Source organism: Richelia intracellularis HH01 (assembly GCF_000350105.1).
Classification (GTDB): domain Bacteria; phylum Cyanobacteriota; class Cyanobacteriia; order Cyanobacteriales; family Nostocaceae; genus Richelia; species Richelia intracellularis.
This window is the reverse complement of record NZ_CAIY01000044.1, coordinates 303,309-329,112: the sequence shown is the minus strand read 5'-3', so window position 1 is coordinate 329,112 and position 25,804 is coordinate 303,309. Positions and strand designations below refer to the sequence as shown.

General features: G+C 32.4%; 14 protein-coding genes. 7 read left to right on the top strand and 7 right to left on the bottom strand.

The features are described from left to right. Nucleotides 1-179: 179 nt before the first annotated feature. Together RINTHH_RS05920 and RINTHH_RS05915 are read left to right on the top strand one after the other, a co-directional pair. A complete protein-coding gene (locus RINTHH_RS05920) occupies nt 180-782 on the top strand; it encodes a hypothetical protein (RefSeq protein WP_008234167.1) in 603 nt (200 codons plus the stop codon). A 132-nt stretch (nt 783-914) separates the two neighbouring features. Continuing rightward, nucleotides 915-2,666 carry an ABC transporter ATP-binding protein gene (locus RINTHH_RS05915; RefSeq protein ID WP_008234165.1) on the top strand — a complete coding sequence of 584 codons (1,752 nt, stop codon included), beginning with the start codon at nt 915-917 and terminating at the stop codon, nt 2,664-2,666. A 262-nt stretch (nt 2,667-2,928) separates the two neighbouring features. Here the strand turns inward: RINTHH_RS05915 and RINTHH_RS05910 are convergent, their stop codons facing one another. Then, the gene (locus RINTHH_RS05910) at nt 2,929-3,141 is read right to left on the bottom strand and encodes a hypothetical protein (RefSeq protein ID WP_044304729.1); all 213 of its coding nucleotides are present in this window, start codon (nt 3,139-3,141) and stop codon (nt 2,929-2,931) included. 1,827 nt (nt 3,142-4,968) lie between these two features. Here RINTHH_RS05910 and RINTHH_RS05905 point away from each other — a divergent pair. Further along, nucleotides 4,969-6,840, top strand: coding sequence for an ABC transporter ATP-binding protein (locus tag RINTHH_RS05905; protein ID WP_008234164.1), 1,872 nt, complete (start codon nt 4,969-4,971; stop codon nt 6,838-6,840). A gap of 1,366 nt (nt 6,841-8,206) precedes the next feature. On the opposite strand, the gene RINTHH_RS05900 is transcribed toward RINTHH_RS05905, so the two are convergent. After that, nucleotides 8,207-10,357, bottom strand: coding sequence for a polyribonucleotide nucleotidyltransferase (locus RINTHH_RS05900; protein WP_008234162.1), 2,151 nt, complete (start codon nt 10,355-10,357; stop codon nt 8,207-8,209). Nucleotides 10,358-10,838: 481 nt separating this feature from the next. Between RINTHH_RS05900 and RINTHH_RS05895 the strand changes: the two genes are divergently transcribed. From RINTHH_RS05895 to RINTHH_RS05885, 3 genes are all read left to right on the top strand, one after another. Then, a complete protein-coding gene (locus tag RINTHH_RS05895) occupies nt 10,839-14,090 on the top strand; it encodes a DEAD/DEAH box helicase (protein WP_008234159.1) in 3,252 nt (1,083 codons plus the stop codon). Continuing rightward, nucleotides 14,087-14,920: an SWIM zinc finger family protein gene (locus RINTHH_RS05890; RefSeq protein WP_008234158.1), complete on the top strand. Its 834-nt coding sequence runs from the start codon at nt 14,087-14,089 to the stop codon at nt 14,918-14,920. Before RINTHH_RS05895 ends, RINTHH_RS05890 begins: the two co-directional genes overlap by 4 nt. A gap of 1,554 nt (nt 14,921-16,474) precedes the next feature. After that, a complete protein-coding gene (locus tag RINTHH_RS05885; RefSeq protein WP_008234157.1) occupies nt 16,475-16,738 on the top strand; it encodes a DUF3146 family protein in 264 nt (87 codons plus the stop codon). A gap of 2,868 nt (nt 16,739-19,606) precedes the next feature. Here RINTHH_RS05885 and RINTHH_RS10440 read toward each other — a convergent pair. From RINTHH_RS10440 to tilS, 5 genes are all read right to left on the bottom strand, one after another. After that, nucleotides 19,607-19,849, bottom strand: a complete 243-nt coding sequence (locus RINTHH_RS10440) for a methyl-accepting chemotaxis protein (protein ID WP_231291166.1) — start codon at nt 19,847-19,849, stop codon at nt 19,607-19,609. Further along, a complete protein-coding gene (locus RINTHH_RS10150) occupies nt 19,849-20,040 on the bottom strand; it encodes a hypothetical protein (protein ID WP_008234154.1) in 192 nt (63 codons plus the stop codon). The genes RINTHH_RS10440 and RINTHH_RS10150 overlap by 1 nt, the downstream gene beginning before the upstream one ends. A gap of 572 nt (nt 20,041-20,612) precedes the next feature. Further along, the gene (locus RINTHH_RS10145; RefSeq protein ID WP_008234153.1) at nt 20,613-20,903 is read right to left on the bottom strand and encodes a hypothetical protein; all 291 of its coding nucleotides are present in this window, start codon (nt 20,901-20,903) and stop codon (nt 20,613-20,615) included. 415 nt (nt 20,904-21,318) lie between these two features. Further along, complete coding sequence (locus tag RINTHH_RS05875) at nt 21,319-21,720, bottom strand: hypothetical protein (RefSeq protein ID WP_155943918.1); 402 nt, start codon at nt 21,718-21,720, stop codon at nt 21,319-21,321. Nucleotides 21,721-23,544: 1,824 nt separating this feature from the next. Next, nucleotides 23,545-24,555: a tRNA lysidine(34) synthetase TilS gene (gene tilS, locus RINTHH_RS05870; protein ID WP_008234150.1), complete on the bottom strand. Its 1,011-nt coding sequence runs from the start codon at nt 24,553-24,555 to the stop codon at nt 23,545-23,547. A gap of 685 nt (nt 24,556-25,240) precedes the next feature. Here tilS and fraC point away from each other — a divergent pair. Continuing rightward, a complete protein-coding gene (gene fraC, locus RINTHH_RS11520; RefSeq protein ID WP_008234127.1) occupies nt 25,241-25,804 on the top strand; it encodes a filament integrity protein FraC in 564 nt (187 codons plus the stop codon).

Sequence of the window (25,804 nt, the reverse complement as noted above, 5' to 3'; positions counted from 1 at the left end):
AAAATTATCAAGCATTAGTTAGGGGAGAAAAATTGCCCTAAGATCACTACGACGGTAGTCTTTAATGTATAGGGTGTGAGAAATTTGATGTCAGGTAAAAGTAAAATTACATTCCGAAGCTCAAATGAATTGCCCCAGGGTTATAGGCTAACTACGTCAAAAGATTTGAGAATTAACTTATGTTTGTACTGTTAAGTCGAGTACTGCTATGGTTACTGATTGTTACCATTGCTTTGTCTTTATTTCGGAGGTTTTATCCATCTAGCAATTATGTAGGGCGACTAATTTTGGTTGCTTTATTTGTAATTTTAGCTCTTTCGTTTTTAATTCCTGGGGAACCTGCTGTAGTTTCACTATGGAATGTAATTTCTTTCCCGCTTAAACCTTTAGGAGCATCGATACTATTTTTAGTTTTTGCTGCCCAGAAGTTAAGAAATGGAGCTATAGAAGCACCAGGAGGATTTTTAATTGCCTGGGCACTAACGATTTTACTGGTATCTAGCACGCCGGCAGTCGCTTACTTCTTAGTAAGATCACCTGTTGCAACAATGGATAAGCAATTTATTGCTAGTCAGCAACAAGATATATTCAATACCTTTAATATTTCTACTATTAGAATCTCAAAAGTTCCATCCTACTTGTTGCAAACGCCCCGAAATATTTCTAGAAGAGGTTTGCGATTGGAAGACTTTGTTCCTAATGCAGCAACTCTCTCATTGACAACCAGAGTATGGGAAAACTACTTACAGCAAATATACTTTTTTCTTCGTGGTAGTTCTTAGATACTAGGAATATAAATAGTGAATCTGAATATAATAGTTTTCTATAACTGAGCTTAATTTGGATTTTTCTACTGATGCTGAGAAAATAGTACTTACCTTTTAGTATGGTATGAAAATCCACGGAAATTTGGTATGGCGACAACTAGACGACTAGCTAAATTAGTTGCTTATTTACGCCCCCACTGGAAAGAAGCAACCCTCGGTATAATCGCTTTATTAGCTGTCAATGGATTAGGAGTTTATATACCTTTACTAATCCGCTCGGTAGTAAACAAGCTATCAGAGGATCTCACTTATCAACAATTATTACATTATGTGTTGTTAATTATTTCACTGACTTCAGCAATGTGGTTAATTCGCATGGCTTCCAGAATTTGGATTTTTGGCGTGGGCAGAAAAGTGGAATTTGAGTTGAAACAAAAAATTTTTGAACATTTACTCAAATTGGAACCGGCTTATTTTACTACTTGCTCTGTTGGAAATCTAATTAGCAGAGCTACTAGTGATGTAGATAATATACGCAGACTATTGGGTTTTGCAGTATTAACTTTGGCAAATACTTTTTTTGCCTATGCTTTAACACTGCCAGTGATGCTCTCAATTAATGTCAATTTAACTTTAGCATCTCTGCTTATATACCCATTCATGTTTTTGTTGGTATATTCGTTTGGTAATCGTCTACGTGACCAGCAGTTAAAGTTACAAGAAAGTATTGCTGATATGAGCCAACTCATCCAAGAAGATGTTAGTGGTATTTCCCTGATAAAAATTTATGCTCAGGAGAAAAATGAGCAGAGAGAATTTGCCAAAAAAAACCATAATTTGTTGAAAGCAAACTTGAAGCTAACTCAAAGTAATACTACTCTTTTCCCTCTAATAGGGGGCTTAGCGAGTATTAGCTCTTTAATTATTATTTGGTTGGGTGGAAATAGAATTTCATCTGGAAGTTTGGCAGTAGGGGATTTTGTTACTTTGTTAATTTATTTGGAACGTTTGATATTTCCAACTGCTTTATTAGGATTTACTGTTACTGCATACCAGCGGGGTGAAGTAAGTATTGATCGCATTGAAAGTATACTAAATGTTCAGCCCAAAATTTGCAATTCAAGTCAACTGATTGGCTTACCACCAAGTTCAGTTAAAGGAAAAATTACTGCTAAAAATCTTAGTTATACCTATCCTGATTCTTTGTCTCCAGCGCTCGATAATATTAACTTCACTATTAATCCAGGAGAATTAGTGGCCATTGTAGGACCTATTGGATCTGGGAAGTCCACATTAGCCAGTTCTCTACCTAGGTTAATAGACATTAATCCAGAACAGCTGTTTTTAGATGGAGTGGATATTACCCAAATTTCTTTGTCAGATTTAAGGGGTGCCATCGCTTATGTTCCTCAAGATAGTTTTCTTTTTAGTACTACTATAAAAAACAATATCTGTTATGGAGATCCAACCAGAGAGGAAACTGAAATTGAAGAAGCTGCCCAACAATCGCAAATACACTCTGAAATTATTAACTTTCCGCAACAGTACCAAACTATAGTTGGAGAGAAGGGCATTGCCCTTTCTGGAGGGCAAAGACAAAGAACATCCCTTGCCAGAGCAATGTTAATCGATGCTCCAGTATTGATTTTAGATGATTCTCTCTCTAGTATTGATAATCAAAATGCTACTTCGATCATACGTAATATTCTTGCAAAAAAGCGCCTAAGAACAGTTATTTTTATTACTCATCAATTACCAGTAGCAGCTGCTTGTGATCGTATCTTTGTCATAGATAAGGGAAAAATTGTGCAAATGGGCACGCAAATGGAATTATTGCAACAACCAGGTTTATATAAAACCTTATGGGGCCAGAATCAAATTGAAGAATTATTGCATTAGAACTTGGAATAGAGGATTGAAAAGTATTCTCTAATACAAATTATGATTCTGTATAGTTGCATAGCGGAAAGATTTTTATACTCTGACCCATGAAATATTGAGAATATAACCGTCATTGTTCATTTACGTATGTTACAAATATAATGTTTTAAACATTGCTAAGACATTAGGAATTATATCAAGGGCCTTAATTTAGATTTGGTTTAATAGTCAACATATAAAAAGTCTCTGAATTTTATGGTCAATAAATTATATTTCCAGACTAATCATTACCAGACCATTTAATTTTTTGCATTTTACGACCTGGGCATGGAGCTATAAATACTTTTACCATTTGCATAACCAAATCAACATGCATGGAAAAGTCGTTTTGTCCAATGCCCAGAAAAACTTTGGGATGTACAACAAGACTTAAATAGATCTGTTGGGTAATTATCCCCTGCTTTTTGGTTTTTCTTAAAATGTCTCTAGTCAACTTTTACAGTTTTGTATTTAGTAGCAAAGAAGATTGGAAAGTTAATGATAAGACCAAACTCAATATTAAGTGAGTTTTGAATCAAGAGCACCTGAGACTGATAATATTTTTTGATTGGAAAAAGAATTAAAGGCTTTTCATTAAATGACCTTAGTATTCTCTATAAAAAAATTAAATTTTTCCAAAAATATACTTTTAGAGTAATAAGCATAAATAGGTTGTGCAATATCCAGAAAAATAATTTTGTACAGAATTATGCTAAAACCTATTAATATATTCATAAAGTATAAAAAATTAAAATGCATATTTGGTAAGAGTAAATGACATTTTGAATATTTTGATAATTATTTAATATTAACTGCTAAGAAGTTATGGAAATGTTATTTCCTAGCATCCTAAAATAGGCCTTACAAATAAATAGAATTACAAAATTCTAAATTAAATACATAATTTTTAGAAAATAGCTCTAAATATACAGATTATTTCTGTAAATAATCTTAAAGATATTAATAAGCTTAAAATCTGTTCTTGTATTAGAGACTAGACTAGGATATAAGTGTAGTTTGACAAAAATTTAATCGTAGATATTCTATTGATAATGAAGGTATTAAAAATCTAGCAATAGCAAGTCAAAATCTATATTGTGATAATCAAAATATTATCACTTAATGTTACGGATGTTACCTGTATAAGTTACTATGAGAGAGTGCTTAAGATAGTAATAGCTTCTAAAAAAGTTTAAAAGTTTAATCAATAATCTTGTTTAATATATAAGTTTGTAGAATATATAGTTTTTTGCATTAAAAAACTTTGATATCTCAATAAATGAAGTAGGAAACTTTCATTACTTAAAAACTTTGGGTTAATATAGCATGCTTTTATGTGGCTGAATTTTTTTGTTATTGGTCCGTGAATAAGAGTAATTTTCTAAAACATAAGTGACCATTTCTACGTAGTTATAATTTACATATCATAGTGAGGAAGACAGCATGATATTCTAACCCTGATTTATTCTCTAAATGAGTACAATATTCAACTTAATCATTGAGAATATTATATTTTTATATAACTAAAGTTAATAGTCAATTTTAGAGTTTCAATAAAAAAATAAATGTAGTCCTTCAAATATAAATTTGGTCAAGTTAATAGCCATATATAGCAAAATAGAAATATTACTAGTTCATCTTCATAAAAATGTTAAACACAAATTTTATTCATCTAAACTATATATCAATTCATTTTTTAGTATCATCTAACAATTAACATATTTTTTACTCTTTCATTATTATTAAGTTTCTTATTGTTCTATTATTAATAATAATAGAAATGCATTCTTAATACTTCAAACTTATGTAATGCCACTTGAGTAAATCTGCTTCTGATGTTTCATTGAAATTATCATTGTTTTAGTCTCTTATATAAGAGTAGCCTTGAAACTATTTTACTATCGAAACTATTGACTAAATTGGTTATATCTATATTTATTATCTCTCTAATCATTAGCATATTTCCTAATTTAATAATACCTATAATAATCTATGATAAATGATTTTAATTTTTTCTTATCTAATTCTAGGGTTATTTATTTTTTATATCAATTGTACTCTCTTTAAGACCTTATGATTATTAATATTGCTATGCAATATATTATCTATTTAATATCAGACCTGATTTTCATTTTTTGACTATACTAACTAGAGAAAGTTAATTCATTTTCTAATCAGCAGAATATGGTTTGTATGAATTATTTACTCAATTCCTTTTTACTTAACTATTTCATATTTTTACTATACATAAGTGAAATAAAATGCATATAATCTCCTAGTGATGATTATTCCCCCTGCTGTGAAAAAAACTGACACACAAAACTTCCAAAAAAACAATGATTGGCGGCTATTTTTGTATTTACTTCCCTATGCCCGTAATCATGGAAGACTTTTACTGTTATCTATACTATTACTGTTGCCAATAGCACTTGCAAATGCATTCCAACCCCTACTGATTGGGCAGGTAATTTCCCTAATTCTTCAAGAGCCGACAACTTACGGGTTTTTGATAAATCTCCCTCTGTTAAAGGGGTTGTTTATTTTACAATTTTCCCTATTAATAATATTAACTATAAGGCTATTGCTTACAGGATTACAAGCCTATTTAGTCCAAGTGATTGGACAGTATATTACTGCAGAAATTCGCCAGGATTTATTTGATCATGTCATGTCTTTAGCCATCAGTTTTTTTGATTGTACTCCCACTGGCAAAATCATCACTAGGCTAACTAGTGACGTGGAAATATTAGGGAATGTTTTTTCAAATGGAGCAATAGGAATTTTTTCTGACTCATTCTCCATGGTTATAATTGTTGGCTTTATGTTCTCAATTCAATGGCAAATGGCTCTATTACTACTATTGATACTAGTACCTATATCTGTAGTAATTATTTTCTTTCAAAAGCGGTATCGCCATTCAAATTATAAGTCACGAGAAGAATTATCTATTCTCAACTCCCTGCTTCAAGAAAATGTTGTTGGTATTAGTATTATACAACTGTTTCGCCGAGAACAATTTAATTCCCAGTTATTTCGCAAAGCTAATCAAAGATATGTGAGGGAATTAGATACAACTATTTTCTATGATTCTGCTATTTCTGCAACCTTGGAATGGGTTGCAATAGTTGCAATTACAGGAGTCTTATGGGTTGGTGGTAGTTTATTAATAACAAATAGCTTGACTTTTGGAATATTATCTACATTTGTATTTTATGCCCAAAAGTTATTCCAGCCGTTACAACAGTTTGCCGAAAAATTTACAGTTCTTCAAGGTGGATTGACGGCTATGGAAAGAGTAATTAACATTTTGGATGAGCCAATCCAAATCCCTGATAATGCCAACCCTAGATTCTCAATTTTTGACTCTCAGCTTGGCTATATTGATGAGATAGTAACCAACATGGAATTTGATGATAATTGGCATATGGGAGAAATTCAGTTTGAAAATGTCTGGTTTGCTTACAAAAATAATAATTATGTTATCAAGGGTCTAGACTTTATCATTAAACCTGGGGAGAAAATTGCCTTTGTTGGTCCTACAGGAGCTGGGAAAAGTACTATCACTAATTTACTATGCCGTTTATATGAGCCAAATAAAGGAAGAATTCTGTTAGATGGTGTAGATATCCGTGAAATACCCCAAGCTGAACTGCGTCGGTATATGGCGGTAATTTTTCAAGATGGGTTTCTCTTTGCTGGGGATGTAAAAAGTAATATTACTTTAGGAGATAGTTATACTATAGAGGAAGTCAAACAAGCAGCCGAAAATACTAATATTGTTTCCTTTATCGAACAACTACCAGAAGGTTATGACACCCCAATTCGGGAAATTGGAACAAACCTTTCTGGTGGACAGAAGCAACTCTTAGCATTTGCCCGTGCAGCTATTCGTAATCCTCAAATTCTAGTTTTAGATGAAGCCACAGCTAGTTTAGATGCTTGTACAGAAGCCTTAGTTCAACAAGCCCTAAAAAAACTATTACAGAAGAGAACAGCCATTATTATTGCACATCGTCTATCTACTATTCGTAATGCAGATCGAATTTTCGTTCTCAAATGTGGGGAGTTAATTGAACAAGGGAACCATGAGCAGTTAATTCGAAAAGAGGGATTCTATAACACTTTATACAATTTACAAATGTTAGGTAAATAGAGTAATTTTTGATTGCAAGCAATACCTAATATTAGTATTCATTTAATATAAATAAAATTGTAAAGTCAGGAAAATTTAACCTATAAGCAATACCTTAAATGTATAAATTTTGGTATTCTAACTAATATGTCTATTAGTAATTTTAAATAAAATTAGCCTGCTAGAGTAAAATCTCAAAAATAATATTAATAAACTTTAAACCAGTAACTAAATATTAATAAATAACAAATTTATTATGAAATAATAGTTGATTTAAAATTCTTTTTTTAGGTAAATTTACTGAATTTATGCTGATGATAAATAATTAACATTATCAAAAAATATTTTTTATAAAAAAGATAAAGATAATATCCAAAGCAGATAACATAATTTTTGTATTATCATTACCCAGAAATCTAATTTTCTTGTTTGAGTCTAGCTTTTACTGAACTGCTATTTAACCAAAGTAAATTCTTTTCTGCATTCATTAAAAGTGAATATTTTATCTTGTATAGTTTAAAAATACTCACCATATATTCATAAATTTTCCAGTATAAATTCAGATATTTAATTAAAAAACTGAGATTAAAATACTTATGATTAGGATACAGACAAATGAATGAAGAATCAGTGCCTCATTAAAATCAAACACACCTATATAAAAGTACTTACCTTCTTAGGTCGGTCCTAATATTAATTTTAATTAGTGTTTTTATAGATAAAACAAAAAATACTTTAGATTTATTAACTTATATATAAGTTAATGTAGTAAGGCTATTTATCAATAGCTAAGTTTTTCCTGAGAAATAACTGGTTTGGAGAAAGGGCTTATCTGTAAAATTATCGTAGCCAAAAATCTACACTTTTAATTGTACATCAACATAGATAAAGTTGTAGAGTTACACATTCAAGGTAATGAATTATAAGAAAACAAAAACTGTATTTTTAGTAAAAAGCCAAATCACACTTCCAAGTGTTTGATATTGGTAGATAAAAATAAAGGGGTATTAATTATAATATAGACTAAACTCAGAAAAATTCTATGGAAAATTTATACAATGTTGAAAATACATTATTATAACCAGTATGTTTAGCATTTTTCCTCATTATATTAATTTGATTTTTATGAAAGTCCAGAAGCTATAAATTGACGAAAAAGTGAGAAAAATGCACATCTATGGTTGATTTAATCAGGTATGACTTGGATTTTTTATTTGGAGTAAAATCTTGCAGTGGGTTGATAACATATGATGATCAATGCTAAGCCTTTTATCAAGAAAGGTACAGCCCTTCAAGCTATACCTGTAACTTAATAGTAAAGCTAAAATGGTAGTAACCCAAACTCATTTTTTAAGATTTGGAGTACCAAATCAGCAAAAAGATAAATTTAGCGATTAGAAGCTTCTCTAGCTGCTGCTGCTTGTTCTGGGTTAATACCCAAGCGGGTCAAATTTACTCTACCTTTACTATCAATCTCACGCACTTTAATAATAACCTCATCACCTACTACTACTTCGTCTTCAACTTTGCCTACACGATAGTCAGCTAGTTGGGAAATGTGAATCATACCTTCCTTGCCAGGTAGAAATTCTACAAATGCACCAATGGGTATAATTCGGGTTACACGGCCAACATAAACATCTCCTTCATTTAGCCTACGTGTCATGCCTTGGATAATACTGCGAGCCCTTCTAGCTCTACTTTCATCTAAAGCTGATATAGTAACTGTACCATCATCTTCAATGTCGATTTTAGCACCAGTTTCTTCTGTAATACCTTTGATGGTTTTACCACCAGGACCTATGACTAGACCAATCATATCGGGGTCTATCTTGATAGAAAGCAGCCTGGGAGCATAGGAAGACATTTCTTCACGGGGTTTATCAATTACCTCCAACATCTTTTCCAGTATGTGTAGACGGGCATCTTTAGCTTGGTAAATAGCTTGAGCAATCGTTTCTAAAGGCAAACCGGAGATTTTCATATCCATTTGCAGGGCAGTAATTCCTGAATCTGTTCCCGCAACCTTAAAGTCCATATCACCTAAGAAATCTTCAATACCTTGAATATCAGTAAGAACTCGGATTTCATCTCCCTCTTTGATTAATCCCATGGCTGCACCACTAACAGGCTTAGAAATAGGAACTCCTGCATCCATTAAAGATAAACTAGAACCACATACAGAACCCATGGAAGTGGAACCATTGGAGGATAAAACTTCAGATACAACACGAATTACATAGGGAAACTTATCTTTTGGTGGTAATACTGGCAATAATGCTCTTTCTGCCAAAGCCCCATGACCAATCTCTCTACGTCCAGGAGCACGTAAAGGCTTGGTTTCCCCTACAGAGAAAGGTGGAAAGTTGTAGTGATGTAGATAACGCTTTGCTTGTTCTGTTTGTAAATCATCAGGTAAGTTTTGTGCGTCTCCTGGGGTACCTAGAGTACAGGTCGATAAAACCTGAGTTAATCCCCGATTAAATAAACCAGTTCCATGAACTCGCTTTGGCAATACGCCAACTTGACAGGAGACAGCACGAACTGCATCTAATTGACGGCCATCAACTCGGACATTATCCTCAACAATTTGCTGACGCATTAGCTGCTTAGTAATATTTTTGAAAGTATTACCTAAAGCTTTGGTATCTTCAGTGGCAGCAACTCGAATTGGATCAGTTTCCGGTAGTTCTTGGATTGCAGTAGCAACGGTGTCCTTAATAACGTCTAAAGCTTTATCCCTAGTGCCCTTTTCTAAGTCAAACTGAGCTAGTATTTTCTTAATCTCATTAGTTGCACAATTTTTGATAAAGTTTTCCAGGGATTTATCTACTTCTGGGGCCTCTTCTTTAACAATTTCTAAGCCAACTTCCGCAATTAAATCTACTTGCGCTTTAATTAGATCTTGTACAGCCTCATAGCCAAATTCAATTGCTTCGATTATATCCCTTTCTGGTAATTGGTTGGCACCAGCTTCTACCATGATTACACCATCAGGTGAACCGGCCACAACTAAATCCAAGTCTCCATTTTCCGTTTCTCCATATGTGGGGTTAATAATAAAGTCATCTCCGACTAAACCCACCCGTACAGCTGCCATAGGACCATTAAAGGGAATTTGGGCAATGAGGGTAGCAATGGAAGCACCTGTTACAGCTAATACATCTGGTGGTACTTGTTCATCCATTGATAAGGTGTATGCCACAATTTGTAAATCGTCACGTAGCCAATACGGAAATAATGGACGCAGAGGGCGATCAATTAGACGACTAGTGAGAATTGCTCTTTCTGGGGGACGACCTTCCCTCCGCATAATACCACCAGGAATTCTACCAGCTGCATATAATCTTTCTTCATAATCTACAGTGAGGGGTAGAAAATCAATGCCTTCTCTGGCAGATGAACGTGTAGCTGACACTAAAACCGTTGTATCCCCGGATTGTATCAATACTGAGCCTCCAGCCTGGGGAGCTAGTAAACCAATCTTCAGTCGAATATCCCTTCCATCAAAGGATATTGACTTCTCAAATTCTCCCATTCAGTTCTTGTTCCTTCTATGCATGCTATTCTCTCTCTGTGGCAATCCTAACATTTATGTACTATTGCTGGTTGCAGTTGCACATAAAGATAAATAACTTTTTCCTATGGGAAACAAAAAAACGGAAAATAAAACAATGGGATAAACCTTATGTAAACTTAAGGTTAAGGTGATTAGGGTAGACTTTTGAAATATACCGTAGAATATTAAGATAAGGTATAAGTGGGGACAAATGGGGTTTTACAGAAGACATGGGTTAATAATAAATTACTAACCTGGCATGACGAAAATTACCGACGCTATTTTCTCAAGTTAACTCTCAAAAACAGAAATTAAAATACTTCTTTCCTCACCTTTGCCTTTAAATTAATTACTGGGTATATTAATTAACCCTTGTGCTCTATTTTCCTATTGGGAAACTGGAGATAAAGATATTTTTAGTCAGTGTTTTAAGAGGTCAAAAACTAAATTAGATTCAGAAATGGCAATCCTACATGGCAGTTGGTTAATCAACAATCGGGATAACGGTTTATTTATTTGGGCCGAAACTTGGCGTTATTTAAAACCCAGTCTGGTAAATTGTGACCTAAAAGAAATACAAAAATACCCCTTTTTAATGTCTGCTGAGTCTTTGAGGTCATGGCTGGAAAGTGAACATCCTAAATTAGCTAAAAGTATTTTCCATGCGCAGCATGAGCTTGTCATTTCACAATCAAAGATATCTCCATCTAAAACTGAAAATGCTAATTCCAGCATACAATCTGTCTCTGTCCATCCACAAATTATTGCTTTACCAACTACTATTCAGGAAAAGAAGGGAAAGAATTTATCAGTCTTGCCTCTATATTATTCTGTCGAAGATAAGACAGAAACTATGCCATACTTACAGCCTTGGTTAATATGGGGTTTTGTAGTTCAACCTTTATCGGCAACAAGTTTTTTAAGTTCTCTGCCATTAAATATTACCGCAGCAAATAACTTCATTGGGGGAGATTTGCTTTTTTGGTCTCAAATTGCTCGTTGGAGTTTAGATTTAATTGCTAGGTCTAAATTTTTGCCAGCTATTGAAAGGGGTGTTGATGGTTTTGCTAATGTGAAGTGGCAAGTGCTTTTAGATAGTGCACTGGATAGTACTCGTTTAGAAAAATTTGTCAAACAAATGCCCCTTGGATGTCGCACTTATCAACGGTATAGAGAAGGTGAAAAAAATGTTTCCCCTTTCTCAGTACATCTCCCAATTGAACCACAGAAATTGATATTGGATTTTCTCTGTCAAATAATTGACAGTCAAATTCGATCCATGGTTGGTTCTCAAAATGTCTTAGACCCAAAAGCAATATCGATCTTACCGGAAACAGCAAAAAAGTGGCTACAGGGACTAACGGGCAATAATCACACATTCAAAGAAGAAAATATGGAATGGGAAAGACTGGAGGCTATCCTAAAATCCTGGACCATACCAGTAAAATTCAAAGAAGCTGGTATAAATCAGTTTCGTACATGTTTTCGTTTAAAACCACCGGAGCTAGAAGAAAGATATTGGAGGTTAGAATATTTGCTCCAAGCAGCAGATAATCCTGAGTTCTTAGTTGATGCAGAAACCATTTGGCAGAACCCTCAGGAAAGCTTTATCTACAAAAATAGAACCATCAAAAAACCCCAGGAAACTTTCTTACAGGGTTTGGGATTGGCTTCCAGACTATATGTTGACATAATTCCCAGTTTAGAAGAGTTTCACCCTTTATCTTGTCAAATCAACTCCATGCAAGCTTATGAATTCATTAAGTCTATAGCATGGAGATTTGAATATAATGGATTAGGAGTAATTCTGCCCCCAAGTTTATCACATAAACAAGAGGAATATGCTAATCACCTAGGTCTGAAAATCACTGCTGACAACTCCAAGGAAAAGTTAGGAAAATTTGGTTTAAATGGTTTATTAGCCTTTAAATGGCAACTAACGGTCGGTGGACAAGAATTATCGGAGAAAGAGTTTAATAAATTAGTGGCTTTAAATAGTCCCCTAGTAGAAATTAATGGGGAATGGATAGAATTAAAGTCACAGGACATAAAAACAGTACAAGATTTTTTTGCTTCTGGGAAGCAAAAAAAGTCTCTTTCTTTGGAAGACGCTGTACGTTTTAGCAGTGGAGATACCAAAACACTAGAAAAACTTCCTATTGTGAGTTTCGAGGCTTCTGGTACTTTAAAAGACTTACTATCTACCCTAGTTAATGATAAGGCTTTAAAAACATTATCTAAACCTGTTAATTTTCAAGGGGAATTACGCCCCTATCAGGAAAGAGGAGTAGCTTGGTTAGTATTTTTAGAAAGTTGGGGTTTAGGTGCTTGTTTGGCAGATGACATGGGATTGGGGAAAACAATTCAACTGATTGCCTTTCTTCTCCATCTTCAAGAACGGAAATTACTAAAAAAGCCTACATTATTAATTTGTCCTACTTCTGTTTTAGGTAATTGGGAACGGGAAGTAAGAAAGTTTGCCCCCAAATTGAAAACCCTACAACATCATGGTGATAAACGTCCCAAGGGTAAAGAGTTTATTAAAGCAGTAAATCAACACGACTTGATTATTACCAGTTATTCCCTAGTACATCGAGATTTAAAATTATTGCAAGGGGTAGAATGGCATATAATCGCCTTAGATGAAGCCCAAAATGTTAAAAATCCAGAGGCTAAGCAGTCAAAAGCCATCAGGCAGTTAAAGGCGATATTCAAAGTTGCTTTAACTGGTACACCTGTTGAAAACAGATTACAAGAATTGTGGTCTATTTTAGATTTTCTCAATCCTGGTTATTTAGGTGATCGCCAATTCTTCCAAAGACGCTTTGTCATGCCTATAGAAAAATATGGAGATACAGCTTCTTTAAATCAGCTTCGTTCCTTAGTAAAGCCTTTTATTCTACGTCGTTTGAAAACGGACCAAGACATAATAAAAGACCTGCCAAAAAAGCAAGAAGTAAATGTATTTTGCAAATTGAGTTTTGAACAGGCTCAGTTATACCAACAAGTTGTTGACTCATCCTTTGCAGAGATTAAAGAAACAGAAGGATTAAAACGACAGGGAATGGTTTTAGCTTTATTAGTAAAACTTAAACAAATCTGCAATCATCCAGGGCAATACCTAAAACAAAAACAAATTACAGAACCACAACTATCTGGAAAACTCCTACGTCTACAGGATTTGTTGGAAGAGTTGCTATTGCAAGGCCACTCTTCTTTAATATTTACCCAGTTTGCTGAATGGGGTAAATTACTACAACTCTATTTAAAAAAACGTTTAAGACAGGAAATATTATTTCTATACGGTAGTACTCGTAAGAATCAGAGAGAGGAAATGGTTGATCGATTCCAGCATGATCCTCAAGGCCCACCCATTATGATACTATCTATCAGGGCTGGTGGTGTGGGGCTCAACCTCACAAGAGCAAACCATGTATTCCATTTTGATAGATGGTGGAATCCGGCAGTAGAAAATCAGGCTACAGATAGGGTATTTAGAATAGGTCAAAAACGCAATGTCCAAGTTCATAAGTTTATTTGTACTGGAACTTTAGAGGAAAAAATCCACGACATGCTTGAAGGCAAGAAACAGCTAGCTGAACATATCGTGAATACAGGAGAAGATTGGTTAGCAGATTTAGATACAGACCAGTTACGTAATTTATTAGTACTAGACCGTGATGCTATTATTAGTAGTGAGAGTGAAGAATGAAAGTTGAAGGCTTAAATACAACCAGAGAGTGGTGGTCTCAACGTTGGTTAGATTTACTTAACTCCTACCGCTTTAAAAAACGCCTGGAACGTGCCCGTAACTACGCCCGCCAGGGAAAAATTCTCAGCATAGAATTTAAAGGTACAAGGGTTATAGCCAAAGTACAAGGTAGTGAACTAGAGCCTTATAGGGTGTCAATATTTTTGGATACATTTACTGAAGAAGAATGGGGTTTTGTAGTGGCAACTATGGCTAGTAAGGCAATTTTTGCTGCTCAACTGCTTGCTGGAGAAATGCCACAAAACATTGAAGATGTATTTGCTGCTAATGGTTTATCTCTATTTCCATTTACCCTATCAGATATCCATAGTGAGTGTTCTTGTCCTGATACAGCTAATCCTTGTAAACACATTGGTGCAGTATACTACCGACTAAGTGATTGCTTTAGTGAAGATCCATTTATACTATTCCAATTGAGGGGTTGTACCAAAGAACAAATTATTAGCAATCTACGCCTTTTCCGCAGTATAGATATTGAGACAACTTCAATTACTGAAGAGAGAGCAGAATCAGAAATGGCAGGAATTACAACTTTGAATATTAATGATTTTTGGAAATATAATCAACCCTTAGAATCTTCTCTAGTCGTAATTGCTCCATCTGTAGGTGAAACAGTCTTAGACGTACTAGGAAAAATTCCTCTACCTAATGGGAATAAAAGTATTAATAATATTACTCCAGCTGATGTGGTGATGAAATTCCTCTACACTTTGTACAAGGACATGAGTCAAACAGCTATGTTAGTTGCCATGAATGCAGGAAGAGATTAGATTGGCTTACTTAATTAATAGTTGTCAGTATCAAGCAATATCTATGGATAAATATAATCATTGATAGTGAGAAGCATGTAGTTTTTTCTAGTAGAATTACAAAGGTTAAATTATTGTAATATAATCACAATCTAATTCTGATAATATGTTTGTAACAATCACCATAAGGAATTAATTCTTATGTAATTAAAATGCACTTAATAAATTAAATATAGCTATATTTAATTTAAATGATTAAAATTATCCTACCTTGTAACTATTAAATTTTTAAGCATATTTTGTATAATTATGCTTTTACAGGACAATTGTTTATTCCAGGTTTATCTAACTTCCGGATTCTACTACCATTTATTAAGTATATATATGAAAATTAGAATATATTTTACAACATTCAAAATAAATAATACTAAGGTTAGCAACTAAAATATTGTTCTTATAATTAAGTTAAAATACTAAGAATGATATGATACTCCAGATAATAAATCATAATATTAAGACTAGCTTTCAATATACTAAAAACAACCAAATTTAATCTCTACTACCTAATATTTTTGAGTAATATCAAACCTCTTGATTGATTCATACATCAAAATTAATTTGATAATACGAAGATAAAAAATGATTGTATATTTTATTAAATACCCCATCAATAAAACTTCTGTGTTTTTATATACCTAGATTATTTTAAGGTATTTAGTTAGCAAGAATTCTCAACTTGTTTAAGAGGTTATTAAAAACCGTAAAAATGATTTCCTTAGTTAACTACTATAACTAAGACTTGTAGCAGTAATCTCAAATAAAAAAATATTAATAATTTTGTGTATATTATTTAATATTTTTACTAGCATTAAGGTACTTACTTAAAACTGGAATTGCTTTAATACTATCCTAGTAATAGGTAATCATGTGTACTTGTACTACTTGACACTATGGAAATAATCTAGGGTGAATTTACTACTATACTCTTCCCAACAAAACCATAAAAATTACTCTTATCGCTTGCCATATATCAACTGGCAGAAATCAAAAATATAGTTGCACCTAATTGGTATTAGAAAAAAAGAGTATATTAATTAAAAGCAGAGCAAACTAAGAAAAAGCTAATAATAAGACCACATGATTTTGTTTATAAATATAATAATTAATTGCACTAGATGATGAATTACTAAAAGAACAAAAAATTAAAATTGATAGTTGAGCTAACTATATTTCACAATGTGAAAGTATTTTTTCCTAAGGGAAAATTTAACATTCGGTTTTGTAAATTTTGTCAATATCAAATTTTGTGTCTTGGTAATCATTAAAGACTGAATTAATGCTACGATATGAAACGTTTATTTAATGGTGGTAAAAAAATATGCTTCACAAAACAATAATAGGTTAGAAAATTTTAACTTCAACTCTTAGTAATTTTCTTACAAATCTAATAATTAGCTATCCAAGTTTCCCTAGATTTAGCATTCAATAGTTAAGTAGGAACAAAAATTTGATGTATGGTGGTTAATACTAGCAACAAACAGTTTAAATTCAATTTTTCCCTTGACATCAAATATCGTGAGTGGAAGAAAATTACCAGAAACCACTGCCCATGTTAGAATTTTTCGTCAATCTTGGCAATATACCTTGCTTGAAGGTGAAGTTAGTGCAGGTGATTTCACATGGCGATTCCAATGGCACTTTGGTCAGGGAAAATTATCTGTAGAACCATCCCAAGGTCGGGCTTTAATTAAAGAACACCTTGGTAGGTTTTTAGAACAAAAAGATTACCAATTAGAATTAGGAGGGGATTATTCCTTTATAATCAGATCACAAATATAGTAATTATAGCAAGTAAAATTAATATTTTTATTCTTTTAGTCTCTAAAGCATAATGGGTAATTTAATATTATTTAAAAGTCTATAAAATCTAGAAGAGTAATTATATTAAAAATATTTAATATAATTACTTTACTATTTATAAATATCATACTGGGGTTTATTTACCTAAATCTCAGTTATTTGTCAACTGCTGTTAAACTATTTTTAAAACAGCATATACAGGAATATTAAATCTTGCAATTATATTAGATAATAACTTAAACATTCAAACTGATTAATACTGATTAATACTGATTAATTACCTTCTAGCTGTATATATTAATACCCTGAATAAAAAAATCTCAGAAAACCTCCATTTATGCTTAAGACTATTAAACTCCGAAGTAAGAGTCCAGGTATACTTAGGACTAGAATAATAAATGTTCACTAGAGTTTAAGGCAAATTTTCTGGAACATTTATAGCTTCAGGAACTCAGTACTTAAAAAAGCTATTTAAAAACTATTAAGAGCTCAAAAATTCCCTTATACTGCTGACTCAACATAGATAGCATTCAGATTATTGTAATACTTATTTATAAATAGTTTTAATTGATTAGGCTAATATAATTATTCTTTTTAATTAAGTCTTTCACAAAATTTAATTAGTATAGTAAGATTAAATTTAAGTTAATCAGCAAAGAAATTAAAATATTTTCTATAGACTACATTTAAAACACTAATTAAGTAGCATGAGTGTTGAAATAAATGCTCCGCTACTATACAGCAAACTTGATCATAGCCAATCAAATAAAACTAGCACTAATTCTGTAGATAGAGACAAAAATTGCTTGGTAAAATAGCTACTGGAAGCGAGTTTAATTACTATTCATTCAATATTACATATACCTCTGAAAGTTAGGGTAGCAATATTCCCAATTTTAAACTTCTTTAGATACTAGACATTATACATAATTCATTGCATATATGTATTTCGATATTATAGAAAACTTAAATCTAGGGGTAAAATAGAGTTATTAACCCCAATTATTATGATAATTGTATACTTATTTCAGGCTGATATTACTATAACTTAAAGATAGTACTTACTTCATAGGAATAGAGTTATCTATGATAAGTAATAGATTATGGAGTACCCCTTGATAGTTGTAATTTCTAATTATATAAGGGATAACTTAGTCCTTCCTAAAAATTATTAACACAGTTTATTTCTGCTCGGAGTCCTTATTGAAATATATCTATAATCTCTGGCAAATTATCTAATGATAATTTATTGTGTTCATTAACAACTTTATCTACTCCTAAAGCTAAGAAATTATTAGCAGAACTCATAATGATCTTATCAAGATAACACCTATAAACTTTGTTAGCATAACTTAGTTGATGATTAAATATTAGTAAGTCTTTTAGAGGCTTAAATATTATTTTTTTATTCCATATAAGAAATATTTGTCCATCTAAATTATATTGAATTTGATTTATACGAAAATCTAATATTTCTTATAATGTATTGACAGGAGAAGTAATGTGCTCTTTTTCATGTAAACATAACAGAGCTTTATAGATACTTTAACTTATTGGTAAACAAATAGTTATGTTGGATTATTTTCTAATAATAGAATTAACATTAATTAAACCTCTAATTATATTATTTTTGCTATGAATAACATCCATACTTACCCCATAAGTACCAAAAATTCTAGATCTTTCGTTTGTATGAAAGTTAGGAGAAATATTAATTCATAAGTATTTAGTATTGGGCCTCTTATGGTATAATTAAGATCTAATAATGAGTAGTTTTTTTTGAATTAGTAGTCGTAGACCTTGCTACCAGGCATAAAGCAGGCCAACTTACCAGGTCAAGCTTCTCTCCTAATTCTGATAGTTTTTAGCAATAATCTTCTAAGCATTATCTACTTTATAATATTGCTTAATTACTTGAATAACTTTAATACTTCCATTAATGTCTTTAAAATCGGATTTTGCAGATATTTGCCCCTATAAATAGTGAAAATAAATAATCTATAAATATTAGAGTTGGTATTATTAGTGAAAATATTAACCCTATTATTAACCAGTTTACCACAATATTATTGTGGTAAACTATCAAGATGTGTATAAAAATACTTAAAATATATATCAGCTTCGGATGTAAGGTAATTTACGACTTTGTTTGTTAATGTAAATAGCACTTGTAGAGTGTGTAATAAAGCTTTTAAAATATCAACCATATTAATAAAGTTTCTGGATTCTTATCTACCTGAACTTTTTACTCCTTAGTAACTTACAAATAATTTTCCAGGTAATGAGTATTATTCAATGTAATACTTACTGCATAGGAAAATTTTATATCCCCCATGTTTTTTTGAGGAAATAATTTTTCTGAAATAAATTACTCAATGGTTCTAATTTCTTCAAGTCACTCTCAAGAGCCAAAATTGCTTATTCAATAATAGCTTATATACTCTCTGGCCTACTCAATAAAATAACTTGTATTCCTTTGTTTTGATCATATCTTGATCATAAGAAAGATTTATGAATTTAAAATTTTAAAATAGTCGTTTTCTAACTCATATTAATGAATTCTAATGATTCTAACGACACAATCGTTAACTTCTGAATTCTAAAATTTTATTCTAGATGTGTAAACATAGGTACAACGATTTTTACATCTAAATCATGTGAATTATCTACAAGCTTTTATTGGGTTTTATACATGCCTAGTTATTAATTTTCCATAGAAGAAATTAAATCCCGAGATACAATCACCAAATTTTGCAAGGTCCTAGATACCCTTTCTGCTTCATGTGATATTTCTCGTGCATTTAATTCCATCGATTGCATTAATTGGATTATGTGGGAGGTCTCTCTCTAACTTAATGTGTCATAGGAAATGGAATATACCAATTGGTCAATATTATTCGTGTAGCCAACAATATTATCAAGTGACTGCTGCGCCTCCTCGGCAAGTTTAATACCCTTATTCACCTGATATTTTTCTTCTTCTATAACAGTCATTATGGATTTAGTCTCACCCTGGATACGAATCGCGATATGTTCAATTAATTTAAGAGAATTGGCCGATTTATCAGCTAGCTGAAATACTTCATCTATTATAATACAAGTACTTTGACGGCTTTTCCCTCTGGTAGCCTCAATGATCTTAATGCCAATAGATTAATTCTAGAAGCAATTTGGGAAATCAAGGCCACAATAATAGAAATTTCCTGAGAGGATACTGCTAATCTTTTCACCTTCCTGATTATTTCAGTTACCATTTCCCATATTTCTAAAATTCCTGCCATAGTCTTTTCCACTACCTCCAACCTTGTTTAGCAATTTTGTTGGCATCATGAGGCATAGAAGCATCAGGGAAAGCAGCTTATGTCCCTCTTTGTATTGAATTAGTCATAATTTGTACAGAATTAAGAGTAGTTGCTAATTCCTCTACTTGACATAAAGCATTACTAGATAAAGATCTAACCAAAGTTTCAGAACTGATCGGGTCCTCAGGTAGTTCATAAGTATTAATTTTTACTTGTATAGCAATATAACGTAAATTTTGAATAGTTAAATGAAAACCATTAGTAACAACTCCTAAGATATCTGCTGTTACCTCTGCTTATACAGTTAAATCTCCTCTAGCCACAACTTCCACATCATCTGATAGTCTAATTAACTGATTTTGTAAGTTTTCCTTGGCTTCTTCCTGCTTTTGGGCTTTACGATTAGCTTCATTGGTAGTAGGTGAAATTTTATTACAGCTACTAGCTAGTTGCCCAAGTTCATCTCCTGAATAAATAGTGGCTGTTACGCCTATATTCTCATGACTTAAAGCATAAAAATGTGATTGTAGATCTTGAGTAGTATGTCGAATTCACCTCAAAATAAGACTGCTAAAAATCCCACTAATCATAGCACCAGCAATATCTGCAGCTGAAGCCATTGCCCAACCTGTATTTTTGACAGATTGCCTTTGCTCTAGAGAAATAAAAGATGTTACAGCAAGGCTTACAGATGCAACAAATATAGTTGATGCAACACATACTGGCCCACCAATAAACCGTGGTTTATTGTATAAAAAGGTGTTCTCTAAAGTTACAAATAACCCTTGTTTGGCATTTTTTGGTCCAATCTTTTGTAGGCTGTAACTGACACATAATAGCAATCCCTATTGAAAACCATTAATGCTGAATAACTTATGATCAAGATTATGCTCTTGGCCACCAAACACATTTCCTTAATTGCTATTGTAGAAATTTCTTGAAAATCCAAGAAAAGCAGAGTGCAAGGATAATTCACAATTATTCTTAGGAACATTAAAATCTAGAGACGTCCTTAAAATCATCAAATTCATCAAATTCGTCTAGAAACCCAATATTTTCACCTCGAGACAGACCAAAACTGATTGGGTTACTTGTATCCTCATCATTATTCGAATCCTCAGGGCCGAATGCAGATTCAAATACTTAGAAGTCAAAACTGTCATTGCTATCCATGCTAATATCTTGAAGATGGGATAAGCTAGTTTTGTTCTGTTTATCCTCCTCATATAAATAAAAAGCACTCCTGTCATGAGTCTTTTACCTGCAGTCCTTCCAGGATTGACTAATATCTAATAACTCAATTAATAGATTCTCATCCTCCAGACTATCTTCTATACACTGATTTCCTAACAAATCTCCCCCCTGAACTTCCTGTAAATATAGGTTCTTTGTTTCTGAGTAGAAATTCTCACTTTCATGAGTCAATAAACCAGATAAATTTTTACTAGCTCTTGCCATTTCTTCATCGGAATTATTATCACCTTCTAAAGTCTTAAAGATACTAGATGTTTCTAATAGGATATTATTAATACTTAAATCAAATGGAATAGAAGATAAATCTTCGTTATCATGATTAATACTTGCAAACCCCCGCATCACGTTATCATGTGCAGATAATTTGTCTCGAGGTGTAATAACTATCGATATTTCGCACTTCAAATATGGTTTTGGGTTTATTAATTACTGTCTTTGACACCTATTAATTCTTTATAAACCATTTTGAGCTAAATCTATTATTTCCTGTTCGTTACCGAGCTGTATAACTCTTCCGTACTTGGATTAAGCAATATCAAACTACTGCAAGATATAATGATAATGGGTTTTGCCCCTCAACAGGTGAATTTTAGAATTTTTTGGTACTATACCTAATACCCTAGTCTATGAGACTCGCAGCCTCGTCATAATTTAACTGTACATAGGCCTTATATGCTTGCTCATAAGCTTTTTCATAGTAGTTGTTTATACCTGATTATATCTGCTATTCCCTTACCTTAATTCTGTCCACCTATTACTATGCAAAATAGCTGTTGAATTGGGTAATTACAAATATTGATTTTTGAAGAATAACCATTCTCCACATAAAAACGAAGCTATAGTATATGGTATATTACTAGCTGCTAGCTATTACATGTATGTCAAGCCATTCAGTACCAACAATTTTATCTATAGCTCAACCAATTACTACGTTTTAATCTTCCACAATAATCACTGGTATTTTATATTGATCAGTATTCAATGAAATTACTACCCCCAGAAAGATTCCTAAATCAGCTATACACACTACTTAGCCCTGCAAGTTTATAGTAACCAGAATCAAAGGAGAATCATTGGGAATATGTATAGTCCTATCCCTACTTATTTCTGCAACTTCCTTTAGTCCATTTGCCAAAGCAAACTCCTAATATGAATAAATTTAGAGTCTCAGATGCAGCTGGCTTTTAGGATTTTCTATTTATACTTAATGACGGAATTGATTTTGTATAACATTTCCCAGAAATTCTATTTTATGAGTCATCTTAAATTTTATTCTTACCCCCACAAGATCTGTTTAATTGTTCCAAGCAGTTCAGTTGGCTCAGATGATTTGGCTATATATAATCCAGTATTTATACTCTATTTAACACCCCAGTATTGGTCAGAATTATCATCACATTGAAAAACGTATAACCACTGGAAAATTATTGATATTCGGATATTATTTTATGGGGACGATAGGACAGACTTCATAAGCATCTGTATGAGTGATAAAAACATACATAGTACTCATTAAGCCATGGATGTTACTTCGAATCACCTCTAAAGCTAACTATACATTATAATAAACAGGTTACTAGTAGGTTACTGTTAATATTAACCTAATTGCTTTCGCATAATATGTAATTATTAGCCTTTGCACAATATTATCTTCTACAATCAAAACTGCACCTAAATAATATCTGTCGACCCATTCTGGTTTACTTACATCAAATTACTATATGTATTAAAAATACTCATTTATCCTTATGCCAGGCATTAGCCATATTATCTTAATAATCGTCTGATATATGGAATTTTACCTTTATATGTTCCTGTATTTTTCCCTTCTTGACCAGTCTCATAATATTTCTATTCATCTTGTAAAAGATTATTTACAGGATGAATATTTAAGATACTTTTTAGTATCATGACCAAGTAATTAGTTCAATAACTTATGGTTCAATAACTTATAGCGATAATAATTATGCCTTAGAGTTCCTAAAAAGTTTTCTCTGTCTACAATCATAAAAGGCAAGATGGATAAATCTATAAATAAAATTGAATTTTTGAGTGTCTAATAAACTTTAGAACCAACTATGAACCAAACAAGTTCCGTCATGGTAATTAAGATGGCAAAATATACAATTTTTATTAAGAAGTTTTAAACATTTAAAATCAGGGATTTGAGGGATTATCTCAATCCTTGAGAACCTTGCTGAAGAAATAAATTATAACTCAGGGCTATAATTACTCAATTGTCGAAAGACGTCCAAGTGAGTTCACCAAGTAAATCCAATCACCTTGAACTTTAGCAATTGCTCCTCCAGGAAAAGGATCTGTCTGAGAAAGATTAGGAGCAGTAATTAATGCTGTGAGTTTTTCTATATGTTCAAAATTGGGTGAACATGGTAATGCTTTCTGTAGAACGTGGCGCATAACACGTCTTTTTAAGGCCATTGGCGTGTTTTGCAGTTGGGAACGATAGATTTTCCAGGAAGTAGGGGATAGTTTTGATACAAATACTACTTTTTGATACAAGTCTTTGCTAGTTTGCTGTAAATACTCGACTTCCGCTTGTAATATTTCTGCAGTTTGTGCGAGTGTAAATTCAATGTTAGGATTAAAACTGGTTTTCAAATGAGGTAATAGTTCTTGACGTATGCGATTACGTGCATATTTTACGTCTTGGTTGGTACTATCTTCCCAAATCGGTAATTTTAAGTGTTGGCAAAATTTTTCTGTAGTTGAACGGGAGATTCCTAATAAAGGACGTACGAGGCAAATAGTATCATTGAGTGGTCTTTGCCAGGCTAAAGCTTGCATCCCATCCATACCACTACCACGTATAAGATTGTACAATAGAGTTTCTGAGCGATCACTAGCTGTATGCCCTGTAACTACGCAATCATAATTATGAGTTTGAGCAATTAGGGTTAATTCATGGTAACGCCAATCACGTGCATTAGCTTCCGTTTTTATTTCTTGTTTAGTAGTAGCAAGATAAAAAGATAAGTGCCAGCTTTTAGCTATTTTTTCCACATGTTGCGCATTAGCCTGGGAGTCTGAACGCCAACAATGATCACAATGGGCAATACCTAAATCCCATGCCCATTTAGGTTGTAAATCTAACAGTATCTTTACCAAACACAGTGAATCTTGTCCCCCAGAAACAGCTATCAATAATCTTTGATTTTTACTAAATAAATTGCGGGTACGAATAGTTTGGTGGATTTTAGTGTGCAATGTTGTCAATAGCATTAGGGTCTATTTCTTATTTGTTCAGAACGGTAGCAAAAATCATCACATAATTGTCACCGATTCTCCGGCAGGACAATTTGACCAATGAGATAGGGAAATACATTTACTAGCAGGTTAACTACATATCCACCAAAACTAACGTGTTTTAATAATCTTTGCTTATCTTCTTACAGTTAGTTAAGAAGCTCTTAATAATGTCAATTATACACCTTATACCTTACTCAACAATAGCAAGATGAATATTTATTGCATACCCTGAGAGACAACAATAAATGGAGTTTATGAGGAATAAAAATAATTCCAAATTATTGGACAAATGAATTTTTTTTGGCGCAAGCTATACCGAAGTTTATTATTACTCCTCATTGTTAAAAGAACTTTTATAGAAAATTGAGGATGTGTAAATAAGAATACAACTTAGTTCGATTAGGAAATAATCTGATGAAAAATAGTCTATTTCACCTTATACGTAATCTAAATCAATTATCTGTCTTAATTATAACTAACATTCACCTGCGGGCAAAGAAAATTAAAGATTTTAAGTTATATATAACCATATGTAAAAATATAAAATGGTGGCAAGCAACTCAAGTAAATTAGATTGATTTTTACCGCTAATATACTGACTTATAGCTATTTACGCTTATACTTATCCATACCAGATATTGATGAACACTATTGACATATGCAAACATTCCTCCCATTTGATATTTCCCCAATTATGCCCCTAGGAATCATTTTGTTTGATTTCTTATTCCTCATACTTGCAATACCGATAGAAGCATGTGTTTTAAAAACACGGTTAAAATTTGACCAAAAAAGCAGCGTTTTTTATGCCACGTCCATCAATATCTTTGCTAATATATCGGGCTGGTTAATCTTTTTCTTTGTAGAACCCTATTTATCCCCTAAATATAAGTCAGAACTTCTTAGCTACGTTTTTTTTAATCACTTTCAGTTATCAAGCACATATAACCTAATATTATTTATTGCTTTTATTATATTTTGTGTAACCTTTTTATTCAAAACTATGACTTTAAAATTATTGTTATTTATCTGGAATAAGTCAGATAAGGAAAAGCCTGCAGAGGAAGCAGTTATCCCTCAAAGACGTTCTCTTAGGAGATATAACTTAAATACATTACAAGGTACAAGCATTGCAACTAGCGTATTAATGGCTAACTCGTTAAGTTATAGCGCAATCACAATTGTTCTAGCACTTTGCTTGTCTGTAACATTTACAAATTAG

What these genes read in the sequence shown, in the direction of transcription:
- tilS (WP_008234150.1), bottom strand. Translation starts at nt 24,555, where the DNA reads ATGCTATTGACAACATTGCACACTAAAATCCACCAAACTATTCGTACC.
- RINTHH_RS05915 (WP_008234165.1), top strand. Translation starts at nt 915, where the DNA reads ATGGCGACAACTAGACGACTAGCTAAATTAGTTGCTTATTTACGCCCC.
- RINTHH_RS05895 (WP_008234159.1), top strand. Translation starts at nt 10,839, where the DNA reads ATGGCAATCCTACATGGCAGTTGGTTAATCAACAATCGGGATAACGGT.
- RINTHH_RS10150 (WP_008234154.1), bottom strand. Translation starts at nt 20,040, where the DNA reads ATGGCAGGAATTTTAGAAATATGGGAAATGGTAACTGAAATAATCAGG.
- RINTHH_RS05890 (WP_008234158.1), top strand. Translation starts at nt 14,087, where the DNA reads ATGAAAGTTGAAGGCTTAAATACAACCAGAGAGTGGTGGTCTCAACGT.
- RINTHH_RS05920 (WP_008234167.1), top strand. Translation starts at nt 180, where the DNA reads ATGTTTGTACTGTTAAGTCGAGTACTGCTATGGTTACTGATTGTTACC.
- RINTHH_RS05905 (WP_008234164.1), top strand. Translation starts at nt 4,969, where the DNA reads ATGATTATTCCCCCTGCTGTGAAAAAAACTGACACACAAAACTTCCAA.
- fraC (WP_008234127.1), top strand. Translation starts at nt 25,241, where the DNA reads ATGCAAACATTCCTCCCATTTGATATTTCCCCAATTATGCCCCTAGGA.
- RINTHH_RS05900 (WP_008234162.1), bottom strand. Translation starts at nt 10,357, where the DNA reads ATGGGAGAATTTGAGAAGTCAATATCCTTTGATGGAAGGGATATTCGA.